Annotated in this window: 19 protein-coding genes; 3 read left to right on the top strand and 16 right to left on the bottom strand. The window is 53.1% G+C overall.

The genetic code is table 11. The features are described 5' to 3' along the window. Positions 1–20: 20 nt before the first annotated feature. From I4V53_RS02755 to dnaA, 16 genes are all read right to left on the bottom strand, one after another. The gene (locus tag I4V53_RS02755) at positions 21–1,352 is read right to left on the bottom strand and encodes an MATE family efflux transporter (RefSeq protein ID WP_195983867.1); all 1,332 of its coding nucleotides are present in this window, start codon (positions 1,350–1,352) and stop codon (positions 21–23) included. A 398-nt stretch (positions 1,353–1,750) separates the two neighbouring features. Then, a complete protein-coding gene (locus I4V53_RS02750; protein ID WP_195983866.1) occupies positions 1,751–2,095 on the bottom strand; it encodes a TIGR04076 family protein in 345 nt (114 codons plus the stop codon). 394 nt (positions 2,096–2,489) lie between these two features. Beyond that, on the bottom strand, positions 2,490–3,035 hold the full coding sequence (locus I4V53_RS02745) for an NUDIX hydrolase (protein WP_195983865.1): 546 nt from the start codon (positions 3,033–3,035) through the stop codon (positions 2,490–2,492). A gap of 307 nt (positions 3,036–3,342) precedes the next feature. Further along, positions 3,343–3,879, bottom strand: a complete 537-nt coding sequence (locus I4V53_RS02740) for a heavy metal-binding domain-containing protein (RefSeq protein WP_195983864.1) — start codon at positions 3,877–3,879, stop codon at positions 3,343–3,345. A 1,016-nt stretch (positions 3,880–4,895) separates the two neighbouring features. After that, positions 4,896–5,552 (bottom strand): lysozyme inhibitor LprI family protein, encoded by a 657-nt coding sequence (locus tag I4V53_RS02735; protein ID WP_195983863.1) that lies wholly within the window; start codon positions 5,550–5,552, stop codon positions 4,896–4,898. Positions 5,553–5,565: 13 nt separating this feature from the next. Continuing rightward, complete coding sequence (gene gyrA / locus I4V53_RS02730) at positions 5,566–8,109, bottom strand: DNA gyrase subunit A (protein ID WP_195983862.1); 2,544 nt, start codon at positions 8,107–8,109, stop codon at positions 5,566–5,568. 71 nt (positions 8,110–8,180) lie between these two features. Continuing rightward, on the bottom strand, positions 8,181–8,708 hold the full coding sequence (locus I4V53_RS02725; protein WP_195983861.1) for a YcxB family protein: 528 nt from the start codon (positions 8,706–8,708) through the stop codon (positions 8,181–8,183). A gap of 13 nt (positions 8,709–8,721) precedes the next feature. Next, the gene (locus I4V53_RS02720; RefSeq protein WP_195983860.1) at positions 8,722–9,294 is read right to left on the bottom strand and encodes a hypothetical protein; all 573 of its coding nucleotides are present in this window, start codon (positions 9,292–9,294) and stop codon (positions 8,722–8,724) included. 847 nt (positions 9,295–10,141) lie between these two features. After that, positions 10,142–10,825 carry a hypothetical protein gene (locus I4V53_RS02715; protein ID WP_195983859.1) on the bottom strand — a complete coding sequence of 228 codons (684 nt, stop codon included), beginning with the start codon at positions 10,823–10,825 and terminating at the stop codon, positions 10,142–10,144. Positions 10,826–10,872: 47 nt separating this feature from the next. Further along, a complete protein-coding gene (gene gyrB / locus I4V53_RS02710; protein ID WP_195983858.1) occupies positions 10,873–12,813 on the bottom strand; it encodes a DNA topoisomerase (ATP-hydrolyzing) subunit B in 1,941 nt (646 codons plus the stop codon). A gap of 75 nt (positions 12,814–12,888) precedes the next feature. Continuing rightward, on the bottom strand, positions 12,889–13,332 hold the full coding sequence (locus I4V53_RS02705; RefSeq protein WP_195983857.1) for a hypothetical protein: 444 nt from the start codon (positions 13,330–13,332) through the stop codon (positions 12,889–12,891). Between the two features lie 15 nt (positions 13,333–13,347). After that, positions 13,348–13,620 (bottom strand): extracellular matrix regulator RemB, encoded by a 273-nt coding sequence (gene remB / locus I4V53_RS02700; RefSeq protein WP_050696949.1) that lies wholly within the window; start codon positions 13,618–13,620, stop codon positions 13,348–13,350. Continuing rightward, on the bottom strand, positions 13,580–14,683 hold the full coding sequence (gene recF, locus I4V53_RS02695; RefSeq protein WP_353616461.1) for a DNA replication/repair protein RecF: 1,104 nt from the start codon (positions 14,681–14,683) through the stop codon (positions 13,580–13,582). Before recF ends, remB begins: the two co-directional genes overlap by 41 nt. Further along, positions 14,652–14,891, bottom strand: coding sequence for an RNA-binding S4 domain-containing protein (locus I4V53_RS02690; protein WP_195983855.1), 240 nt, complete (start codon positions 14,889–14,891; stop codon positions 14,652–14,654). Before I4V53_RS02690 ends, recF begins: the two co-directional genes overlap by 32 nt. Positions 14,892–16,057: 1,166 nt before the next feature. After that, positions 16,058–17,170: a DNA polymerase III subunit beta gene (gene dnaN, locus I4V53_RS02685; protein ID WP_195983854.1), complete on the bottom strand. Its 1,113-nt coding sequence runs from the start codon at positions 17,168–17,170 to the stop codon at positions 16,058–16,060. 1,526 nt (positions 17,171–18,696) lie between these two features. Continuing rightward, positions 18,697–20,010, bottom strand: a complete 1,314-nt coding sequence (dnaA, locus tag I4V53_RS02680; RefSeq protein ID WP_195983853.1) for a chromosomal replication initiator protein DnaA — start codon at positions 20,008–20,010, stop codon at positions 18,697–18,699. A 429-nt stretch (positions 20,011–20,439) separates the two neighbouring features. Between dnaA and rpmH the strand changes: the two genes are divergently transcribed. The 3 genes from rpmH to yidD all read left to right on the top strand — a co-directional run bounded on the left by rpmH (position 20,440) and on the right by yidD (position 21,246). Next, positions 20,440–20,574, top strand: coding sequence for a 50S ribosomal protein L34 (gene rpmH, locus I4V53_RS02675; protein ID WP_038322395.1), 135 nt, complete (start codon positions 20,440–20,442; stop codon positions 20,572–20,574). Between the two features lie 103 nt (positions 20,575–20,677). Continuing rightward, positions 20,678–21,007, top strand: coding sequence for a ribonuclease P protein component (gene rnpA / locus I4V53_RS02670; protein ID WP_050696953.1), 330 nt, complete (start codon positions 20,678–20,680; stop codon positions 21,005–21,007). Next, complete coding sequence (gene yidD, locus I4V53_RS02665) at positions 21,004–21,246, top strand: membrane protein insertion efficiency factor YidD (protein WP_195983852.1); 243 nt, start codon at positions 21,004–21,006, stop codon at positions 21,244–21,246. The genes rnpA and yidD overlap by 4 nt, the downstream gene beginning before the upstream one ends. The last annotated feature ends 90 nt before the right edge of the window (positions 21,247–21,336 follow it).

The following is a 21,336-nucleotide window of genomic DNA, read 5'->3' as shown; positions in this document are numbered from 1 at the left end:
GATTGCCCGTGTGAAAGATATTAACTCGCCTCCGGGATGGAATGCGCAATCCATTTGCCGCTGCGGAAGCGCCATGCAAACAGAGCGGCGCGGAATGTCCAATCGATAAACATGGCGATCCAAACGCCCATCACGCCCCAACCGCATACCAAAACCAGCACGTAACTCATGCCGATGCGGAACGCCCACATTGAAAAGATCGAGGTCAGCATCGTAAATTTGACGTCTGTCGCCGCGCGGAGCGTATTGGGAAGCGCGAAGGAAATTGGCCAGACCAGCATGGCCACGCTGTGCACAAGGATGAGCTGCTCCGCAATGGAAGCCGCCTCTGGAGACAGATTGTAAATACTGACGAGCGGTCCGGCAAGCAGGGAGAGAAGAACAGCCAGCACCGCCAGGATGAGATAGTTCAGCTTTATCAGGCTTTTTGTATATCTTTTGGCCTGTTCATATTCGCCTGCGCCGACGCATTGTCCGATCACCGTGACCATTCCCAGTCCAATCGCGGTGCCCGGCAGGTACTCAAAATTGACCAGGTTGCCTGCAACGGCAAAACCCGCGATGGACGCGGTTCCGAGTGTAGCCACAAGGCTTTGCACCAGGATTTTCCCCAGCTGGAACATGCTGTTTTCCATCCCGGCGGGAACACCGATTCGCAGAATGTTCCGAATCATGGAGGGATGAAAGCCCAGCTGCAGTTTCCGGTCGATATGAATCACATTGCTTTCATTCCGGACGATAACCAGCATGATGACCGCGGCGGTTGCCCGGGAAATCACCGTTGGGATTCCCACGCCTTCAACTCCCATATGCAGGCCGAACACACAGATGGCGTTGCCCGCGATATTGATGCCGTTCATGCAGAGGGAGGTTTTCATGGATACCTTGGAGTTGCCCATGGAGCGGTACAGCGCCGCACAGGAATTATAGATCGCAAGAAAGGGATACGACAGCGCAGACAGAAAAAAGTAAATTTCCGCGTTTTGCATGACGTCCGGCGCGATATTGCCAAAGATCAGGCGGAGCAGCGGTTTGCTTCCAATCAGCGCGATTGCCATAATGACAACGGAGAGCAAAAACGTGGACAATAGAAGTTGATTGGCGGCGACGCACGCCTGTTTGGATTCTTTCCGACCCAGACATTGAGAGCAGACCACCGCGCCGCCTGTCGCCAGCGCCGCGAGCAGCTGAATAATCAGCAGGCTGATGGAATCCACCAGCGAAACGCCGGAGACCGCCGCTTCTCCCACCGCCGCGACCATCACCACGTCCGCCATCCCGACCAGAACCGCCAGAATCTGCTCGACGATCAATGGAACCAGCAGCCGGGATAAATCTCTTCTTGAGAACATCACTTCACCCGCATTTCAAAATAGGCAGGTCCCTTTGTCGGAATCTGTCGTTGTTTTCCAGGAGACTATTATAGAACACGCGGCGGGTAAATGCAAATTTGGGATGCACGACGCCTCTTGTAAAAACACAGTATATCAAACACACATGGCGGCTTTCAGTAAAAGTCATCTAAAACTGAATTTGCACCCTTCACAAAAGGCGGTTTCCCCGGCAGGCTTTCATAAGATGCCTTTTGATATTCACAGGGTAGCTAAGATAAAACACAGTGGCGGGACAACCGGAATACGTTCCGGAACTTTATCCTGACAGGCAACGGTGGGAAAACGTGTTTCCGCCAAAATAAAAAACGACAGCCCGAAAAGCCGCCGTTTACTGTCTGTTTATTTTTGCACATGTTTTATCGAACCGGTATGTATTCCATTTGGGAGTCTTCGTCCGTTGATTCCAATTTGAAAATGACAGGGCGAAGGCCATCGTTGCAGCTGCAAATCGCGACGCCCGGTTTCCGGATCCAGTCGCCGTAATAGAACAGTTCCTGATCCGCGCCGTGCGAAAGGGCAAACACATACTGATAGATTGCTTTCCACGCCTCGTCGCAGAAACCATCCGGCTTGGCGTAATCGGCGTAAAATTCCTGGCCTTCCATCAGCATGGGGCAGGCGGTCAAACCCTCCGCGCCGTATTCATTCGCCAGTTCCTGATCCAGCGTCGTCTTCAATACGGTAATTTTCACTTTTTTCACTGCGTCCACACCCTTTCAAACTACCATGTATTTACGCATACCGGAAGTAAGAAATAAAATCCGGGATACGCTGATTATAATTACACAAACACATTAAGCCTCGCTGCAACCCCTCTATTTTGTAATAACATATTCATTTTATACAATCAGTTTACTGTTTACAATGGTTTGTAACGCTGAGAAGGAATCGTACAGCCCTTTTTCATTCGGCCTGACAACATATATGAGTCTATTTGTTCCAGTCCATACAGGACTATTCCAACGGACGCTTATTTTGAACCACTGGCAGTTGCATCTGTGATCCGCTTCAAAGACAGCGGCATACCCGATATGCCGTCGATTTCACGCGAAAAGAGGGGATTTCTGTTATAAATATTGCCGATTATACAAATCGTTAAAGTTTTCCTTCCGCTACAAGGCGCGCAGTCTTTAAAATCAGAACCTGTGTTTTGGCGTCCATGATTTCGTTGTTCATGACCATTTCGACGGCCTTGTCGAGTGGAATGCGCTCGACTTCCAGAAATTCGTCTTCATCAAAGTGCGTTTCCCCGAAGCCGGTCACACGGCAGGCGTACAGGTGAATAATCTCGTCACAATAACCGGGCGTGGGGTAGAGCTTTCCCAGGTTGAGGTATTGTTCTGCCGTCGTTCCGGTTTCCTCTTTCTGCTCGCGCTTGCCCGCCTCAAGCGGGTCTTCTCCGCGTTCCAGCTTTCCCGCGGGCGTTTCCAGCACGACCTGTCCATAGGGATACCGGTACTGGCGGACAAACAGCAGCTCATTCTGATCAGTCAGCGCCGCAACGCTTACGCCGCCCGGATGGGAAACAACCTCTCGTTTCGCCTTTGCGCCGTTTTCCAGCTCCACGTCATCTACAAACATGTCGATGATGCGGCCCTGATAAATCTCTGTGCGATCCAGCTTTTTTTCCGTCAGTTTCATAAAATCGGCCTTCCTCTCTCTACAATTCGTATAAAAAACAGCTATGTCATTTCGGTTTCTGAGCGCGTTCCGGTTAATCCGGCATAAAGAGATTTTTTGTTACGTTCAGAGGTTGAAAATCTGATGATTTTCTTAATGTAATAAAAAACATCCGGATTTTCCGGCTGTAAATTGACATATTCAGCATTCGGTTGAAAACTCTGTGGATAATACTAAAAGTTTACCTGTGGTCGCTGCGCAGCAAAACGGTTTTCCCGCTTTTTCAAGTTAAGGTTCAGATGATTGATTGCAAAGAGCGTTCGTTCTCTTACTCTATCTTTTCAATGGTAACCCCGGTTCCATTTGCGACAACCCCCATCATGTTGTTGGAGAATGTAATATAGTCAATATCAATGCCGATGATCGCATTGCTTCTTGTGCGGATCGCTTCTCCCGCCAGCTTTTTAATTGCGGCTTGTTTGGCCTTCTTCAGCTTATCCGCAAACATATTGGATTCTATCCCAAAAAAGTCGGAGAGAGAAGCGCCGAACTCGGAAAGAAAACCTGTGCCCAATACGACCTCGCCAAATATGACGCCATTATAGGAAACGATTTTATACCCGTCAAAAGAATATCCTGTTGTCATCATATTATCGATATAGAACTTTTCTGTTCTTTCTTCGAGGTCTTTTTTTATCTGCTGTTTTCTTTTTTCAAATTCTCTTTCTTCCCTGATTCTCCACAAATCTTTATTGTAAAGAGGGTTATGTACCTTATATTTTTCACTGACTGTCTTTGCCGATCTCCACAAATCCTCAGAAGAAAGCCCTTGAATCTCCTCATCTGTAAAAAGAACTTCCGTCAATCCGCCGCAATAATCGCAACAATCGTGAGGATCCTTTGCGGTAAAAAAATTGCCGCAGACTTTACAGCACAATATCATATGTATTCCCCTTATATACAAAATCACATCTACACAGGGTCAAAATTGAAAGAACAATTTCCCATGAAGCATCTCTGTCGACAATTTTCCAAAAGCTTAAAAGAAAAAAATTCAGCTAAAGCTCCGCCGGCAATGAAACGCACACAGCCCTCCCTGAGCTACTTACGCATATGAGGATACCGGGGGTGAAGGGGGGCGCGAGTCGAACCCACCCGGAGCCCAGCTCTCACGCCCCCCTTCGCGTGCTTTTGCTTACTTTTGTGGCAAGACGAAAAGTAAGTGCCGCCCGGCATGAGGGCAACCAGCGGTTTTTGCACGCTTTATTAAAAGCGTAATTAGGTTGTATGATTTCACATGCAATTGATTTTAAATACTTGATAAGAAATATAAATATAAGTTGCTTATGCAATGATAAGTAGAACTATAACAATGCAGTAGAATGAAAGTTTTAGAAGAAATGTTGTTTATGCAATAAAATTTCTTTAGCTTTCCAAAATCAAAGAACTTCATTGATTCTGCAATAAATATAAAAATTATTTTAGTAAAATTTGTTTTACTTTTTTAAAGTAAAAAGTTTTTGCTGTCGCTTTTCAAAGCGACGAAAATCCCCGGCGAAAGCCGGGGAACCAAAGAAAAGCCCCAGAGGCAGCTCCCTGCCTCGCAAAGGACTCTATCACTCGTTCCCACTCGCTCTTCTCAGGAAGAGAGTTCCGTTCTCTGCGGAGAACGGCAAAGGGCGCCGCCCTTTGATCTCGCCGCTTTTCAGAAAAGCGGAAAAACGCATTTTGGCCAGTACCTGTAAGGTAAAAAGCCCCGGGAGCTTGTCCCGTCCGTCCCACCACAATACTTCACCAAAGATTATTTTTTATATAAGCCTACTGGGAAAACCGCCGGAGGCGCGAAAGACGTTGCACGTCTGGGCCGTCCCGACCGGAGGTCTAGCTGTTTTCAGAAAAATCATATGCATAGTCGGGGTCCACCGCATACAATTCCTCATACAGCTTTGCGGCCCGGCTGCGGTAATAATCCATCACACGGCTGGACGCGTCTACCTGCGCCATGGTGCCGCCAACGGCGGCAGCTTCCTCTTCGATCTCCCGGAGCGCCGATTCCGTGCCGTCGCTCCAGGCCTTTTGTTCCGTTTTCAGCGTCTCGCAGCGGTCGGCGGACACTTTTTCCAGAAGTTTTTCGTAGGCGGAGGAAACCTCTTTTTTCCAGATTTCCGCGTACTTGTCGGAAACCTCGACCATATCGCGGTTGGAAATCGCGTTGTTGTTGTCTTTGATATAGGCCTTGTCGATGGGATTATTCCTGAATTTCGCATCAAATCCCTTGTCGTCCGTCTCCACAGGCAAAACCTGACCCGGGCTGCTCTCCGCCGGCTGAGAGGCGGGGGGAACAGAGGAAACCGGCGTTTCACTGGAGGATTCCCCGTCTACTGTGCCCTCGACGCTGCTCGAGGGCGCGCCGCTGGAGGAAACCGGCGGCGCGGAACTGTCCGGCGCCGGTTCCGGTTTCTGCTGATTGGTACAGCCCGCAAACAGGGACGCAGCGATACAAACTGCCAGTAAGGAAACCAAAAGCTGTTTTTTCATACGCAAGCCCCCTTTATTCTTCCGCAGGCGCGTCGGAACCGGCGGCCTCCTGTTCCATCTCTTCGGGCGTCAGCGCGCCGTCGTTGGCGTCGCCGTCGTCTTCGGGAAGTTCATCCGCCTCGTCTTCGTCCTCCTCATGCGCGGTGCGGGCCAGCGTCACGACGCGGCTGCCCCCGGTTAGGCGCATGACGCGCACACCTTTGCTGGGCCTTGCGCATTCGCGGATCGAATTGGCGCGGATGCGGATGATCACGCCGTCGCTTGCAATCAGGATAATATCGTCGTCCAGGTCGACCACCTTGATGGCGGCAACGTCCCCGTATTTTTCCACATGGTAGTTGGTCAATCCCTTGCCGCCGCGCGACTGGATGCGGTAGTCGTCGATGGAGGACAAGCGGCCGTAGCCGGTCTCGCTGACCGTCAGCACCAATCCGCCCTCGCGCAGGATGCTCATGCCGACGACGCAGTCGCCCTCTTTGAGCGTCAGCGCCTTCACGCCGCGCGCGGTGCGGCCCATGGCGCGCACATCTGTTTCACGGAAGCGGATCGCCATGCCCTTCTTTGTCGCAACCATCAGCTCGTCGCTGCCGTTGGTCATACGGACCCAGCAGAGCTCGTCGCCCTCGTCCAGGTCAATACCGATTACGCCGCCTTTGCGGGTGGTGTTATACGCATCAAGCGGCGTGCGCTTGATGATACCGTTGCGGGTGACCATGACCAGATAACTTTCCTCGTCGAACTGCGGCACGCGGATCATCGACGTGACGCGCTCGTCCGGCGAAATCGGCAGCAGGTTCGCGATGTTCATTCCCTTGCTGGTACGGGAGCCCTCCGGCACCTCGTAGCACTTCAAACGGTAGACGCGGCCCAGGTCGCTGAAGAACATGACATAGTCGTGGCTGTTGATGACAAACATCTCCGTCGCCACGTCCTCCTCCCGGCGGGTCATGCCGGACACGCCGCGCCCGCCGCGCCGCTGGGTGCGGTAGGTGTCGGTCTTCTGGCGCTTGACATACCCGAAGTTCGTCAGCGTGAGGACGCACTCCTCCTCGGGGATCAGGTCCTCGATGTCGACCTCGCCGCTGATGGCGGCAATCTCCGTGCGGCGCTCGTCGTTAAACTTCTTTTTGACCTCCAGCGCCTCTTCCTTGACAATCGCCAGCAGGCGGTCGCCGTTGCTCAGAATATCCTTCAAATCCGCGATCTTTGCCAGCAGGGCGTTCAGCTCGTCCTCCAGCTTCTGGCGGTCCAGACCGGTCAGCGCGCCCAGCTGCATCTGTACGATGGCCTGCGTCTGCACATCGTCCAGGCCGAAGCGCTCCGTCAGCCTCTGTCTGGCGTTGGAGCGGTCCTTGGACGACCGGATGATATTGATAACCTCGTCAATGTTATCGACGGCTATCTGCAAGCCCTCCAGGATATGCGCGCGGTCCTCCGCCTTTTTCAGCTCAAACTGCGTGCGGCGGGTAACGACGTCCACCTGGAAGTTGATGTACTCGTCTAGAATCTGCTTGAGCGTCAGGGTCTTCGGCTCGCCGTTGACGATCGCCAGCATGATTACGCCGAAGGTCGTCTGCATCTGTGTGAACGAATACAGCTTATTCAATACGATCTGCGGGGACGCGTCGCGCTTCACGGTAATTACAATGCGCATCCCCTCGCGGTCGGAATGGTCCTCGATATTGGAGATGCCGTCAAGACGCTTCTCCTTAATCAGCGTGGCGATGTTCTCAATCAGCCGCGCCTTGTTGACCTGATACGGCAGCTCCGTGACGATGATGTGGTACCGGCCGTTCTTTTCTTCTTCGATCTCCGCGCGGGCGCGCACGGTGATGCGGCCGCGGCCCGTCGCGTAGGCGGCGCGGATGCCCGCACGGCCCATGATGATCGCGCCGGTGGGGAAGTCCGGGCCTTTGATATGCTGCATCAGGTCGTCCAGCGTCGCGTCGGGGTTGTCGATCACACAGCACATGCCATCGATGACTTCGCCCATGTTGTGCGGCGGGATGTTCGTCGCCATGCCGACCGCGATGCCCGTGGAGCCGTTGACCAGCAGGTTTGGGAAATGGCTGGGCAGAACGGCGGGCTCTTTCAGGCGGTCGTCGTAGTTCGGCATGAAATCGACGGTATCCTTATCGATGTCCTGCAGCATTTCCACGGCAATATGGCTCATGCGGCTTTCCGTATAACGATAGGCCGCAGGGGGATCGCCGTCGATGGAACCGAAGTTTCCGTGTCCGTCCACCAGCATATAACGCATGGAGAAGTCCTGCGCCAGACGAACCAGCGCGTCGTACACGGACGCGTCGCCGTGCGGGTGGTAACGTCCCAGAACGGAACCGACGGTATCCGCGCATTTGCGGTACGCCTTGTCCGGGGATAAGTTGTTCTCATACATCGTATAGAGGATTCTTCTGTGTACCGGCTTCAGGCCGTCGCGCACGTCCGGCAGGGCGCGGGACACGATGACGGACATGGAGTAGTCCAGAAAGGATTTTTTCATTTCCTTTTCCAGGTCCACATTAATAATCCGGTTATTTTCCTGCATTTCTTCCATTTAGAAACCAACCCTTTCCTGCGGGGAACAATCCTCCGCTTTGATGGATGCTTTTACCGTACGAATTTTTCCTATAAGCTTTTTTCCAGCAGCCGGTGCAGCGCCTCGCATTCTTCACCGGACAGCGCGCGTTTGGGGACATACCGGGACTCCCACGGCCCCAACCGCAGCAAAAAGAGATTTTTATCCTCATACGCGCCGTACAGCAGCGTATAAGGGAGCGCGGCCTCATACCGGTCGGACCGGATTTCCGCGCGATCCTCATAGAACAGCAGCGTCTGCGCGGTCATGCGTTCCTGTGCGCGGTCAAAAAACGACTGCGCCCTGCTCCGCACAAACAACGGCTGGATCGAATCGTGATAAAACCCTACGGCAAGCCCCGCCAGCACCAGCAGGGAACACAGCAGGGTGTTGTACGGGTCCCCCAACCCGAAAAAAAGGCAAAGGACGAACCCGGTAATGACCATCAGGAACCCAACGGCACGCAGCGCGAGCCGTTCTCCGGGACTGGCCGCCGCCTCGACCGCGGCGAGCTGATAGTCGGCGTAATCCTGCCGTGTGGGCAGAAAGCTGACTGTCAATTGTGTGTTTTGCTCCAACCGAATCCCTCCTTTACCGTTTTGATGCGACACGGCGATACTTCGACGCAAAAGTATTCTGCATATGCGCGGACACGGCCTCCCGCCGCTCCTCCGGGATGTTTTTCTTTGCCAGAATCAGCAGGTTGCGGTCCCATCCGCCCGCGCAGACGATATAATCCCTGTTTTCATAACAGGCGCAATAGTCGGTCCAATAGGCACGGAGCTGTTCCATCTGCGTTTCCGCCGCGACGCTGTCGCGGTAAACGGAAATAGAGGCCGGCTCCGCCAGCACATGCGTTTCCCGAAAAACGGCGGCTTCATGCGCCTTTTTACGCTTTGGCTGTGTAAAGAAAAAATAAACCGCCAACAGAAGCGCCGCGCCCGCAAAAACAAAAGGAATCCACGCGGTCGCATACTGGTTCAGGTACACGGGGACGGAAGACAACGCCAGCGCCGCCGCCGACAGACAGATTGCCGCACGGACGCCTCTTCGATTGATGACCGCGCGCATCGAGTCGGCAAAGACCGCCGCCTGCGCGTATTCTTCTTCCGTCAGGGTTTGCTGGACAACGGCGATCGGTTCGCCTTCATAGAAGGTCGGCAAGAAGCAGGACTCCTTTCTTTTTTGTAAAAGGTTCATCAAAACATGTTTTCACCTTGCAGGTAACGGATAAAACGTATTTATCCACCTTTCCAAAAGGTGGCGGTTTCCAAAGGCAGGGCCTTTGGCCGCTCCTCGCAAGGAGCGGGACTCTCTTCCTGAGAAGAGCGAGTGGGAACGAGTGATAGAGATGTTTATGAGGCAGGGAGCTGCCTCTGGGGCTTTTCTTTGGTTCCACGGCTTTCGCCGGGGGTTTTCGTCGCTTTGAAAAGCGACAGCAAAGACTTTTTACTTTAAGAAAGTAAAACAAATCTTAGCATCGCGGAAGCAATAAGATTCTTTGCTTTCAAAAAGCAAAAGAAAATTTTTATCACAAAACAATGGAGTTTCTTTTCATTGCATAAACAACATTTCTTTTAAAACTTTTATTTTACTACACTACATAGTCTTACTTATCGTTGCGTAAGCAATTTATATTTATATTCCTTATCAAACATCTAAAACAAATTGCATGTGCAATCATACAACCTATTACGCTTTTGATAAAGCGGGAGAAAACCGCTGGTTGCCCTCATGCCGGGCGGCACTTACTTTTCGTCTTGCCACAAAAGTAAGCAAAAGCACGCGAAGGGGGGCGTGAGAGCTGGGCTCCGGATGGGTACGACTCGCGCCCCCCTTCACCCCCGGTATCCCCCATATACCTGAGTTGCTCAGGGAGGGCGGAGTGGTTTTCATTGCCGGCGAAGCTTTAGCTAAATTTTCTTCTTTGAATTTTTAGCAAATTATCGGTGCAGTTGCCACACGAGAAGTTATTCTCTTCGTCTCTCTACTGAACAGACAGGATTCTCTTTTATGCCATACGGCGGACTGTTCCGGCCTGTATAATCGCTTCAATTTCCGGAAGAATGTCAGGTTCCACACAGCGCATGGGGAGGATGACCATATCGTCACCTTTAAAATAGACGACGAGGTTCTGCCGGATCACCGCGCTGCGGCAGGAACCGTCGAGCGGGATATTCCATTTGCGGTCGCCGCGGCCCATCACGATTTCATCGGGATAGACCTCCATGCTGACCTCTTTGCCGTCGGCATTGCGCCGGGCGTCCTGCCTGATACGGATGCCCGGCAGGAAAATCATGATGAAGATAAACGCCGCGCAGACCGTGGCAAAAAACAAATTATCCGGCTGGCGATACAGGAAGAAGGAAACCAGAAAAAACAACAGCAGCGCGGAAAAGATACAAAGCTCCACCGCCGTGCGGCGCTTCCGCTTTTGATCGTACTGCGTCTCCTTCATGCAGGCGTAGATTTCTTCCTCGCGGAGTATGTACGAAAACTTGAAGCCGGTCACTGTGTCTTTGTATTCCCGGCTGTCGCCGTCCGCCACCAGTTCGGCCTCGCTTCCGTCCCACTCCACAGATTCTTCCCGCTCCTCTTCCGGATCCGCCGGGTAACCTTCGGATGAGGGGGACGGGTCCCCCTGCCGTTCCGGAGGCTGCCCGGTCTCCCCGTTTTCTTTCTCAAATGGTTTCATTTGGCTGCTTCGCTCCTTTAATCCTGTAAAAGGTATTTCCACTATCGTTATACGTCGAGATTCTGCACATATTTGGCGTTCTTTTCAATGAATGCGCGGCGCGGCTCGACCTTATCGCCCATCAGGACGGTGAACGCCTCGTCCGCGGCGGCGGCGTCCTCCACCTCCACGCGCAGCATGGTGCGGGTATCCGGGTTCATGGTCGTCTCCCAAAGCTGTTCGGAGTCCATTTCACCGAGGCCCTTGTATCGCTGGATTTCGTAACCGCTGACCATTTCCGCCATCAGCTGGTCGCGCTCCCGGTCGGAGAACGCGTAAAAATGCTTTTTCCCCTTGCTGACGCGGAAGAGCGGCGGCTGCGCCAGATAGATATGTCCTTCCTCGACCAAAGGCTTCATGAAGCGGAAAAAGAACGTCAGCAGCAGGGTGCGGATATGGGAGCCGTCGACGTCGGCATCCGCCATGATGATAATCTTGCCATAGCGCAGCCTGGACAGATCGAATTCGTCTCCGATTCCGCAGCCCAGCGCCGTCACGACCGGCATCAGTTTTTCATTGCCATACACTTTGTCCAGACGCGCCTTTTCCACGTTGAGCATCTTGCCCCAAAGCGGCAGGATCGCCTGATATTTGCGGTCGCGTCCGCCTTTTGCGGACCCGCCTGCGGAATCGCCCTCGACGATGTAGATTTCCGTCTCGTCCGGGTTGCGGCTCTGGCAGTCCGCCAGCTTGCCGGGCAGAGAAGCCGTTTCCAATTCGGATTTACGGCGCACCAGTTCACGGGCCTTGCGGGCCGCCTCCCTTGCACGGGAAGCCGCCAGCGCCTTGTCAAAGATCGCGCGCGCCGTCGCCGGATTTTCCTCCAGATACGTCGCCAGCTTATCGCCCATCAGCTGGCTGACCATGGTTCCGATCTCCGTATTGCCCAATCGCGCCTTGGTCTGTCCTTCAAACTGAGCTTCCTTCATCTTGACGCTGACGATCGCCGTCAAGCCCTCGCGGACGTCGTCGCCGGACAGGTTTTTATCGTTTTCCTTGATGATGTTGTACTTGCGCGCATATTCGTTCATCACACGCGTCAGCGAACGCTTAAAACCGTCTTCATGCGTGCCGCCGTCGGTCGTGTGGATGTTGTTCGCAAAGCTTAAAAGCAGTTCATTATAGGAATCATTGTACTGCATCGCGACTTCCGCCGTCGCGCTGTCGTCCGGCGCCACACAGGAGAAATGGATCACGTCCTCATGGATCGATTCCTTCTCCTTGTTGATGAACTCCACAAAGCTGGAGATACCGCCGGCATATTGGAAATCATCGATCACCAGGCGCTCCGGGTCGCGTTCGTCGCTCAATTCAATCCGCACGCCCGCGTTCAGGAACGCCTGCTCGCGCAGACGCTTTTGCAGCGTCTCGTATTCGTATACCGTGCTCTCTTTAAAAATTTCCGAATCCGCCTGAAACGTGACGTGCGTGCCGGTGCGGTCCGGATCGCAGTCGCCGATCACATGCAAATCCTCCACGGACTTGCCGCGCTCAAACCGCTGGTGATAGATTTTCCCCTCATGGAATACCTCGACCTCCAGCCATTCGGACAACGCGTTGACAACGGACGCGCCCACGCCGTGCAGGCCGCCCGCCACTTTGTATCCGCCGCCGCCGAATTTGCCGCCGGCGTGCAGGATCGTAAAGACCACCGTCACCGCCGGAAGGCCCGTCTTCTGCTGGATGCCAACCGGGATGCCGCGTCCATTGTCCGTTACGCGGATGACGTTGCCGGGCAGAATTTTCACTTCAATTTTATCGCAGTAACCCGCAAGCGCCTCGTCAATGGCGTTGTCCACGATCTCATACACCAGATGGTGCAGGCCGCGCGGTCCCGTGGAACCGATATACATGCCGGGACGCTTCCGGACTGCTTCCAGGCCCTCCAGAACCTGTATCTGGTTTTCATCATACGCCTGGGTCGTTTGGGTCATTTCGTTTATTTCCATGTTTGTGATCTCTCCCACTCAAATGTTACTCCATCCATCGGCAAAAACAGGTGGTTTTCGCCGTCCTGCCATTCGCTAAAGCGGTCTCCGGGTTCCGCCGTTCCGTGGCGGCGGGGGCCTTCGCACCGGCACATTCTGCTGTGGCGCCTGTTTCCTTATAGGCGCGCGCTCCGGATTCACCGGACGCCGCCGGAGCTCCGACGGCTGTCTCTTCGGCGCCGGAGGCCGCAGCTGCACAAAGAACGGGCTGGCCAGAAAGAAAAGCAAAAACGGCAGCACAATCCAGAGCAGCGCGAGAAAATCAAATTCCCTTACGAACGCCACCAGCACCAGAAACAGCACCGCGCTGACGCCCGCCGCAACGAACGCCAGGATATACAGCAGCCGGTTCAGCACCACGTTGGAGCAGGTCCCGCACCTGCCGCAGCGAAACTCTCCATGCGTTTTTACCGCCCACGCGCGGAACCAATTCAATCTTCTTCCGCAGCACGGGCATTTCGGCAACCCGAACTTCACCATAATTTCCTTCTCCCTTTACACGTTTGCGATCTCATCCATGTAGCCGGTACGCTTCAGCAGCGTCGCCGAAGAGATCTGCGAAATATAAACGGTTTCTTTCCCATGTTTATCACAGCACAGCACAAAGGATTTCGGCAGTTCCATGCTCACATTGAACACCTTGCCGCTCTTTTGCACGTCCGCCAGATAGTTGCGCGTTGTTTTGGAAATCGTGGACGTCTCCATATTGAAGATGCCGACGATCTCGTCAACCCGGACCACCGTATCCTGTCCCAGGTGTAGATACATAAACTTCCCCTTTCCGCACTTCAAACCGCGCGCCCACTTCCAGACGCGCAATGGTTTCGGGCTCGCAGCAGGTAATAAACACCTGCCTGCCGTCCAGCCGGTTCAACAGATAATTCTGCCGCCCGGCGTCCAGCTCGCTCATCACGTCGTCCAGCAGGACGACGGGCGGTTCCCCGCCCAGCTTTTCCAGCGTGCCGGCTTCCGCCAGCTTTAACGCCAGCACCAGCGACCGCTGCTGCCCCTGCGACCCGAAGGACCGGGCGGAAACGCCGTTAAGCGTCACTTCCAGATCGTCCCGGTGCGGGCCGACGGTGGTATGCCCGCACTGGATGTCTTCCCGGCGGGCGGCGCGCAGCGCCTCACTGAGATTTTCGGCGCTTTTGCGGTATTGTATACCAAATATTTCCTGATTCTCCGAAATGCCCGCGTAAATTTCCGCCGCGGACGGTTCAATTTTCTCTATGTACGCCGCGCGCTCCTTTGTAACGGCTTCCCCATACCGCGCCAGCCGGTCGTCCCAGATTTCCAGGGTATCCAGCAGTTCGGCATGGCGGGGAATATCCTTTAAAAGCGCATTGCGCTGATTCAGCGTGTGATTATAATGCGAAAGCAGGGACGCATACGCGGGCTTGATCTGGCACATCGCCGCGTCGATAAACGTGCGCCGCAGCGCCGGGCCGCCTTTAATCAGGGACAGATGTTCCGGAGAAAACAGCACCGCGCGGAAGGTTCCCACCAGCTGTGCGGGGGATTTTTTCGGCACGCCGTTCAGCACGGCGCTCCGTTTCCCATTTACAACGGATACTTCCGCCTCCTGCTCGCGTCCTTCGCTGTAAAACCGCAGAATCAACGACGCTTTTTCCTGTTCAAAGCCGACCAGCTCCGCGTCTTTTGCGCCGCGGAAGGACCGGCCGCCGGTAAACAGCCACATCGATTCCAACAGGTTTGTTTTCCCCTGCGCGTTTTTTCCGTAGATCACATTCATCCCATCACAGGGTTCGATCGATCCCGCACACAGGTTGCGGAACCCGTCAAACGCCAGACTGCATATCTTCAGAACCACACACCTCGTAACATACATCGTTATAGACGGCGCGGTCGCCCGGCCGCATCTTTTTGCCGCGCATCTCACACGGCTCGCCGTTGACCTGCACGTCGCCGGCCTGGATCACCCATTTGGCGCGCCCGCCGGTATCCACGGCGCCGCCAAGCTTCAACAACGCGTCCAAACGGATGAATTCGGTATCAATTTGGATTTTTTCTGTCTTCATTGTTTCCTCTGACCTCCGGGACCTGCGGTCGGCACGGGACCTGCAGTCGGCACGGGACTTGCAGTCGGCGCGGGACCTGCGGTCGGCACGGCCCGCCCTTTCGTGCTGCCGAAATCGTACCCGCGCTGTGGCGGGACGGACGGGACAAGCTCCCGGGGTTTTCTTTCTTTATCGGTATTTCTCACCTTGCAGGTAAGGACTTCAATGCGTTTTTCCGCTTTTCTGAAAAGCGGCGGTTTCCAAAGGCAGCGCCTTTGGTCGTTCTCCGCAGAGAACGGAATTCTCTTCCTGAGAAGAGCGAGTGAGAACGAGTAATATTGTTGTTTATGAGACAGGAAGCTGCCTCTGGGGCTTTTCTTTGGCTCCCCGGCTTTTGCCGGGGGGATTCGTCGCTTTGAAAAGCGACAGCAAAGACTTTTTACTTTAAAAAAGTAAAACAAATTTTATTAAACAATTTTCATGTCGCGGAAGCAATAAGGTTCTTTACTTTCAAAAAGCAAAAAGAAATTCTCTATATCACCAAAACAATGGGAGACTTTACTTTTAGAAAGTTAAAAGAACTTTGTTGCACAGACAACATTCCTTTAAAAACTTCTATTTCACTTCAATAAATATCTTATTCTTAGACTGTTGCATCAACAATATATTGAAATTCTTAAAGATTCTTATAGAACTTTATATAAATCAAGTAGATTGATTGCATGAGCAATCTTTATCACTTATTCGCTTTTGCAAAAGCGGGAGAAAACCGCAGGTTTGCCCTCATGCCGGGCGGCACCTCCGGTGGGGACGCTCGCTTGAGGCTAAAGCCTCGCTCGATGCTTCAAACGACCATCGCCGGAGGCGCGTCAGACACTGCGTGTCCGGTCTTGCCGCGAAAGTAGGCAAAGGCACGCGAAGGGGGGCGTGAGAGATGAGCTCCGGGTGGGTACGACTCGCGCCCCCCTTCACCCCCGGTATCCTCACATGCCTAAGTAGCTCAGGGAGGGCAAAGTGGTTTTCATTGACGGTGGAACTTGGCTGAATTTTCCTTTTTAAAATTTTAGCAAATTGTCGGCTAAAATTATACACGGGAGATTGTTCTTTCCGTCGCGGACATCCGTGGAATTGTACTTGAATCAACGTCCGCTCGCGCCGTGCCTACAGGCTCAGCCTGTCAGCCTTGTTCAGCCGACTTCGCTTTTGAGGCGGACGGGGAGGACGAGGAACAGGAAGGAATTGCCCTCACGGGGGAGGACTTTCATCGGGCTGAGCGGCCCATTCAGCTGGACGCGGACTTCGTCGCCGTCGGCGTTGCGCAGCGCGTCGAGCAGATATCGGTTATTAAACCCGATTTCCACATTCGGACCGGTGATTTCCGCTTCCAACTGATCGTTGGCGCGTCCCATCGCGGTGGAACAGGAAATCTTGATTTCATTATCCTGGAACACACAGCGCACCGGGCTTTTTAACCGATCTGTAATCAGCAGGGAAACGCGCTCCACGCTGTCCATCAGACCGCGCGTTTTTACCAGCACCTCCGTGCCGCTTACCGCCGGAATCGCAGCTTTATAATCCAAAAACTCGCCTTCCAGTAACCTGGATATTACAGTATAACATCCAATCTTGAACAGAATATGGCGACGGCCCACCAAAATCGAAAGTGTTTCCTCGTCGCTGTCGCCCAACAGCTTATTGACTTCACTCAACGTCTTGCCCGGCACCACAAAGCTGGTCGGCTCGGCGCACTGGACCGGTTCCTCGCGGATCGCCAGCCGATACCCGTCTACAGAGACCAGACGCAGCGCCGTCCCATCCAGTTCAAACAACGTCCCGGTATGAATCGGTTTCGCATCCGTATCCGCAACGGCAAAGATAGTCTGCCGGATCATGCTTTTCAACAGGTTGTGCGGCAGGTCGATGCTGGTCTCGCTGGTGATCGACGGAATTTCCGGATATTCCTCCGCCGGAATGCCAACGATGGAGAACTCGCTTGCCCCGCAGGTAATCGCCGTGATGTGCTTTTCGTCGGAGGCGATACAAACCTGTTCCGCAGGCAATCGGCGCACAATATCGCCGAACAAACGTGCGCTCAAAATCAGACTGCCCGGCTGTTCAACCGCCGCTTCGATGACCGTTGTCATGCCGAGCTCCAGATCGTAGCCGCATAAAGTAACGCTGTTTCCTTCCGCGCGAAGCAGGATGCCTTCCAGCGCGGGAATGGACGATTTTGTGGAGACCGCGCGCTGCACGTTGGAGACGGCCTCCGTCAATTGTTGTTTGTTGCAGATAATTTTCATTGTTTCACCCTTTTTTCTTCGCGCGGACGGGATTTGCCTGCCGATATGGTTATACAAATAGTAGATATACCGTGCGTATAGGTACCAGCTGCATAAATATACAGAGGGATCGAAACCCGTTCTGTCCAGCAAATTGCAGTCCGCTTTTGTTTTCCACATGGCTTGCGGGGTTTCCACGATGTCTGTTGGTTTATTTTAATATAGCATTGCTATGGAATAGCTATTGATTTAGTTTTAGCAGTAGGGGGCGCGGAAATGTTGATAACCGGACAATCTCCAGTCAGAATGCGGAAAAATGCCCTGATTTTTTCCAAATTGTAATGTGGACGAACTGTGAAAGGATTTCGGCGTTCAACCGAAAATCAACAGAGTGTTGAAAACTCTGTGGGGAAAGTTGAAAACCGGTGAAAAGATTTTTATGTACAAAAAGGCGCGCTTTCATGGTTGTAGAATAAAAAGATACACGAAAGCAGACGGTTTTACTGTTTTATTTTGGGAGGTGTTTTGAATTTGCAGGGGTTTTAAAAACTCTTGCAAAACATGTTTTCACCTTGCAGGTAAGGAACTTTAATATGTTTTTCCGCTTTTCTGAAAAGCGGCGATTGTCGTTTAGAACCCCGAGCGAGGCTTTAGCCTCAAGCGAGCGTTCCGACCGGAGGTCCTCTTCCTAAGAAGAGCGAGTGGGAACGAGTGATATTGTTGTTAATGAGGCAGGGAGCTGCCTCCGGGGCTTTTCTTTGCTTCCACGGCTTTCGCCGGGGATTTTCGTCGCTTTGAAAAGCGACAGCAAAGACTTTTTACGTTAAGAAAGTAAAACAAATTTCAGTAAAGCAATTTTTGCATTGTTGACGCAATAAGATTCTGTGCTTTTAAAAGTGAAAGGAAAGTTTCATTGCCAAGCAATGGAATTCTTTCTTTGGGAAAGCAAAAGAATTTTTGTTGTGTAAGCAACATTTCTATAAATTTTTATTTGCTTAAATAAAACCTTGTCTTGCAGAATGTTGCATCAACAACATTATATCAAAATTCTAAATATCCTTACATAGGGCTTCACACAAATCAAACAAACTGATTGCACATGCAATAATATGTTTTGCTCGCTTTTGCAAAAGCGGGAGAAAACCGCAGGTTGCCCTCATGCCGGGCGGCACCTCCGGTGGGGACGCTCGCTTGAGGCTAAAGCCTCGCTCGATGCTTCAAACGACCATCGCCGGAGGCGCGTCAGACACTGTGTGTCCGGTCTTGCCACGAAAGTAGGCAAAGGCACGCGAAGGGGGGCGTGAGAGCTGGGCTCCGGGTGGATACGACTCGCGCCCCCCTTCACCCCCGGTATCCCCATGAGGATTCTTTGCTCCGGGAGGGAAATGTGGTTTTCATTGCCGGCGGAGCTTTGGCTGAATTTTCTTCTTTAAATTTTTTTAGCAAATTATCGGTGCAGATGCCACACGGGAGATTGTTCTTTCCGTCGCGGACATCCGTGGAGTTTTATTTTGCCCAACGTCCGCCCGCGCCGTCCCGACCGGAGGTCAGCGGTCACGGATATTTTTGACGATGTCTTCGATTGTCGCTTTAATTTTGGGATCGCGGGCCATGCTCTTTTCGACCTGCTGGATGGCGTAGACCACAGTGGAATGGTCGCGCCCGCCGAACTCCTCGCCGATGGCGGTCATTGGCATCTGGGTAATCTCGCGGACGATGTACATCGCCACCTGGCGCGCGTTGGAAATATTCGCGGACCGCTTGCTGGACCGGATGTCCTCCGGCGTGGACCCAAAGGTGCGCGCAACCTCTTCGATAATCTTCTCAACCGTCACCGGGACAGGCTGGTCGTTGTTGATGATGTCGCTCACCGCCATCTGTGCCGTTGTCAGGCTCGGCGCGTCGCCGTTGAGCAGATAATACGCCTTCAGCTTCTTGACGGTCCCCTCCAGCTGGCGGATGTTGTTCTTCAGCCGGTTGGCGATGTATTCCACAACCGTGTTCGGCACGTCGATGCCCAACAGCTCCGCCTTGCGCTTGATGATTGCAATGCGCGTTTCAAAGTCCGGCGGCTGGATGTCCGCTGTCAATCCCCACTCAAAACGGGTCAGCAGGCGCTCTTCCAACGTGGCGATGTCCTTCGGCGGCCGGTCGGACGTCAGGACGATCTGCTTTTTCGCCTCATATAAGGTATTAAAGGTATGGAAAAATTCCTCCTGCGTGGATTCCTTGCCCGCGATAAACTGAATGTCGTCGACCAGAAACACGTCGGCCTTGCGGTACCGCTGGTGGAATTCCGCCGTGGTGCCGTGCCGGATCGCTTCGATTAGCTCGTTGGTAAACTCGTCGCCCTTGATATAAATGATGTTCATTTCCGGATGCGTCCGGGCAATCTCGTTGCAGATCGCGTACAATAAGTGCGTTTTGCCCAACCCGGAGTTCCCGTAGATGAACAGCGGGTTGTACAGCGTGGCGGGCTTGGTCGCCACCGCCATCGACGCCGCGTGCGCGAATTTATTGGACGGGCCGACGATGTAGGTGTCAAAGGTATATTCGTAATCGTCGTTCTTGTCGGATGTATCCTCCTGTTTTTCAGAGGAAGCGACCTCGTCCGGCACGCAGATCTGTACCTGGATACCCGTGCCGAAAATCTCGGAAAACGCGTCGTTGAGCAAAGTGGTATAGCACCGGTTCAGCGTCTGCCGGTGAAATTCGTTGGGCGCCTGCAGAAGCGCCACACCCTTTGCAAAATCCAGATTGACTGGTTCAATGCGGCTGATCCAGGTTGTGTAGGCGACTTCCGTGATATGGCTTTTGCAGTAATCGCATATCAGGCTCCATGCCTCGGTAAAAGATTCCATTTGTTGAACCTCCGTGTTGTGTAATCGTCCCGGCCCGCTGGTGCAGGCCTGTAAAACCGCGCCGGACGGCGTCTCAGCGCCCCGCCTGATACGGGACCGCCCGGCGTTCCGCCGTTTTTTCACAGGGGTGCCATCAGACAGTATATATCTTATAGTATCACATTTTTAATTTCATTACAACTTTTCCACGGGTTTTCCACAGAGATTTCCCACACGCTGTGGAATGTAAAAAAATTTTTTCCGCGATTTTCCTTACACTTGTACACGATATTGTGGTATGATAAAAACATATCCCTAAAAGCTGGGGAAACCGCGGCGTTTCGCGGATTTTTGCAGCCTGAAAAATACAAAGAAAAGGTTGACAGGCCGCCGGTACATCATATATAATGCTAAATTGCAAGGTTTGTACCCTGAAAGGAGGGTTTTTTCATGCTGAGAACGTATCAGCCTAAGAAGCTCCACAGAAAAAAGGAGCACGGCTTCCGCAAAAGAATGTCCACCAGCAATGGCCGTAAAGTCTTGGCCCGCCGCAGAGCAAAGGGCAGAGCGCGCCTGAGCTACTAAGACAAAAGGCCACCGGAGAGTGGCCTTTCTTTTTACAACCAATCAAACGGCAGGGGAACCGCCCCGCCGGCACGGCGCCCGCTTTAGAAGGTGAGGAACGGAATTGTTTATCGCGATCAAGGAAAACCGGGATTTCCGGCGCATATATACGAAAGGGAAATCGTATGTTTCCCCGATCGTCGTCACATACGTCCTGAAAAACCGCAGCCGCAACCTGCGCGCGGGAATCACCACGAGTAAAAAGACGGGCAATGCTGTCCTGCGCAACCGCTCCCGGCGGATCATGCGGGAAGCGTTCCGCCAGGCGTCCCCCCAGATTAAAGAAGGTTATGATTTTATTCTGGTGGCCAGGGGCCGAACGCCGTTTGTCAAAAGTACCGATATTTACCGCGTATTGATGCGGCAACTGAAGGACGCGGGTGTTTTGAAGTGAAACGCCTGCTTATTTTGCTTATCCGGTTTTATCAGCAGGCGATTTCCCCGTACAAGAAACCCTGCTGCAAGTATTATCCAACCTGTTCCAACTACGCCCTGGAGGCCGTGGCGCGTTTTGGCGCGTTTAAGGGCTTCTTTTTGGCGGCGTACCGTATCCTGCGGTGCAATCCCTTCAGCCGCGGCGGGTATGACCCCGTCCCGGAACGGAAGAACAAGCGGAAGGCAAAGGAAGGCTAAACGCAGTCCTGCGCGTTCCGGTCGTTGAAAGCGTGAAATGAAAGGTTTAAAGGATCTGTTTTCATAAGCGCTTTTCATGCAGTCTGAATG

It is taken from the genome of Clostridium sp. D33t1_170424_F3 (assembly GCF_015667585.1).
Lineage (GTDB): Bacteria > Bacillota > Clostridia > Oscillospirales > Acutalibacteraceae > Anaeromassilibacillus.
The sequence above is the reverse complement of the archived record's forward strand: the minus strand, read 5'-3'. Positions and strand labels throughout refer to the sequence as shown.